This window comes from Mesorhizobium sp. M7A.F.Ca.CA.002.04.1.1 (assembly GCF_004022805.1).
Lineage (GTDB): Bacteria > Pseudomonadota > Alphaproteobacteria > Rhizobiales > Rhizobiaceae > Mesorhizobium > Mesorhizobium ciceri.
Map to the genome: position 1 here is coordinate 1 of NZ_RZPL01000777.1, position 2,529 is coordinate 2,529.

3 protein-coding genes are annotated in these 2,529 nt (G+C 63.5%); all 3 read right to left on the minus strand.

Annotated features, from left to right (window positions below):
• The coding region (locus ENZ75_RS28300; RefSeq protein WP_128278488.1) for a hypothetical protein at window positions 1-436 on the minus strand (436 nt) is incomplete at its 3' end.
• Window positions 433-1,515, minus strand: a complete 1,083-nt coding sequence (flhB, locus tag ENZ75_RS28305) for a flagellar biosynthesis protein FlhB (RefSeq protein WP_024502683.1) — start codon at window positions 1,513-1,515, stop codon at window positions 433-435. The genes flhB and ENZ75_RS28300, both read right to left, overlap by 4 nt.
• Before the next feature lie 9 nt (window positions 1,516-1,524).
• Window positions 1,525-2,529 (minus strand): flagellar motor switch protein FliG (locus tag ENZ75_RS28310; RefSeq protein ID WP_245481266.1); only part of this gene is annotated, 1,005 nt, incomplete at its 5' end.

A 2,529-nucleotide genomic window follows, 5' to 3' on the forward strand; every position in this document is an offset into this window, starting at 1 on the left:
GCCGGGTACTCTGCGGCTCGACCTTGCGGATACGCGCCTCTTCGATCACCGCTTCGAGCAGCGCCGTGTTGCGCTCCGGGTCTTCGCCCGGCTTCTCGAACGATACGTAGTTGACCGCCACCGACGCGCCGAGCTCGCTCAGCGTCAGCTGGAAATAGACGGTGACGCCGGGCGGCCTCAGTTCCAGATCGAGCACGATGCGCGGGCTGCCGCTCCAGTCGACATGCGCCTCACCACCATGGCCGAGCCGCAGAGTACCCGGCATGAAGAACAACTCAACCGCTGAATCGACCAGGTCCGACAGGCATGCGAAATGCTCCAGCCGGATAAAGGCGATGTAGTCGGCGACATCGATCAGCCTCAGTTCGCCCACCACCTGCTCGATGGCGCTGGCGACGATGATCTCGCGGGATTTTGCGTGCGGTTGCCGGTTCATGAAATCTGTCTGCGCTCAGCCTTTTTCGAGTAGACGATCCGCACCAGTTCGGCGACGGCCTGGTAGAATTGTGACGGGATCACATTATCGACCGAAACTTGCTTGTACATGGAGCGGGCGAGCGCCACGTCCTCGAAGATCGGGATGTTGTGTTCCCGCGCGATCTCGCGGATCTTGAGCGCCACCAGATCCTGGCCCTTGGCCAGCACCATGGGCGCCGAGTCCTCGTCGCGCACATATTTCAGCGCGATCGAGAAGTGCGTCGGGTTGGCGATGATCAGCGTCGCGCGCGGCACCGCCGTCATCATCCGTTTGCGCGCCCGGTCGCGCGCCAGCGAGCGCAGCCGCGACTTGACGATCGGGTCGCCCTCGGACTGTTTGAACTCGTCCTTGACCTCCTGCTTGCTCATGCGCAGATCCTGCTTCCAGTGGAAGCGCGACCAGACGATGTCGACTGCCGCGATCAGCCCCATGACGAAGACGATCGCCACCAGGATGTCGACGGCGATGCCGCGGATGACGAGACCGAAGGCGACCGGATTGGTGATCATCCCGGCGAGCAGCTTGCGGTGGTCTTCCGACAGGGTGAAGCTCAGCACGACGATGGCAAACCCGACCTTGCCGAGTGACTTCAGGAACTCGACCCAACCCTGGATGCCGAACAGCCTGTTCCAACCCTTGGCGATCGAAATACGCGAGAGTTGCGGCCGGACCCGCTCGCCTACGAATTGCGGCATGTTCTGGAACACCGAGGCGCCGACGCCGGCGACGGTCAGCAGCACCATCAAGCTCAGGACGGCGCGGCCGACCTCGAGCAGGACGATCTTGTAAAGCGCGATGACGTCGGTCTCCGTGTCCATCGGCCAGGCTTCCGGCTTCTCCAGGAACATCGACAGGAACATGCCGAGATCGATGATCGCATCCTTGGCGTAGAAGACGGTGAACACCAGTATGGCAACGAACGAGGCAAAGAGCGCTGTCTCCCGCGAATGGGGCAGCTTGCCCTGTTCGATGGTGTCGCGGATCTTCTTTTCCGTCGCCTCTTCGGTTTTCGAATCCTTGTCGACCGCGTCAGCCATGGCGCGGTCCTAGGCGGCGTCTTGGGTCGAGGGGAGTTCGAAGGCGCCTTCGCGCGACAGCCGGATCGTCGTCGTCACGATCGTCTTGCGGGCCGCCATGATATCGGCGAGGGGGATCCCGTCCGAGCCCTGCCCGAGCTCGGCTTCGATCATGCGCCGCGAGCGGGCGCCGATGGCCGACAGCACCGATTCTGCAAGGGCGGCCGACGTGCCACGCAAGGCCAGCGTGACCAGCTCCGTCGATAGCCCGTCGAACAGCAGCACCCGCGCTTTCTGGGTGAGCAGCGGCAGATCGTCGAAAGCAAACAGCCGGGCTCGCACGCCGTCGAGATCAGGCGTGCCGGCGGCTTCCAGATCCTGCATCACCTCCTCGAGCAGCGGCTTGTCGAGTTCGTTGAGGACGCTGGCGACACGCGCCTGTCCGGCCGAGGTATCCTTGGTCGAGGTTTCGGCCAGCACACTGGTGCGCAGCCGGTTTTCGACGATCCTGGCGGCAGCGTCGGGAACATTGGCCATCGTCACCATGCGCTTGATGATTTCTCCACGCATCGGCTTGGTCAGTGTCAGCAGCACGCTCGCCGCCACCTGCGGCGCCAGCTTCGACAACACCATGGCCGCTGTCTGCGGATGCTCACCGGCCAGGAAGGCGCCAAGCCGCGCCGGTTCGAGCTTTTCGAGCTCGGGCCAGATCGGCGGCGGGCCTTCCGGTGCGACCTCGAATTTCCTGTCGCCCATGATCGCGCTCATCTCTTCGGGCGAGAGCGATTCGTTGAGGATGGTGTCCATCCTGTCGGCGGAATCGAGCAATCCCGCCCCTTCGGTGAATTCGGCCTCGAACTCAGCGACAATGCGCTCAAGATCGCTTTGCGGAATCGTCCGCAGCAGCCGGGCGCCCTCGATCAGGGCCTTCAGTTCTTCCTGCTTGAAGAATTTCAGCAGGCGGCTGGCCGACGGCTTGCCCATCGCCACAAGTATGGCGGCCGCCTTCTGCGCGCGGGTCAAGGTCACCGGCGT

Bases quoted from the DNA above. Each gene is read 5' to 3' on its own strand.
- flhB (WP_024502683.1), bottom strand. From the start codon at position 1,515: ATGGCTGACGCGGTCGACAAGGATTCGAAAACCGAAGAGGCGACGGAA.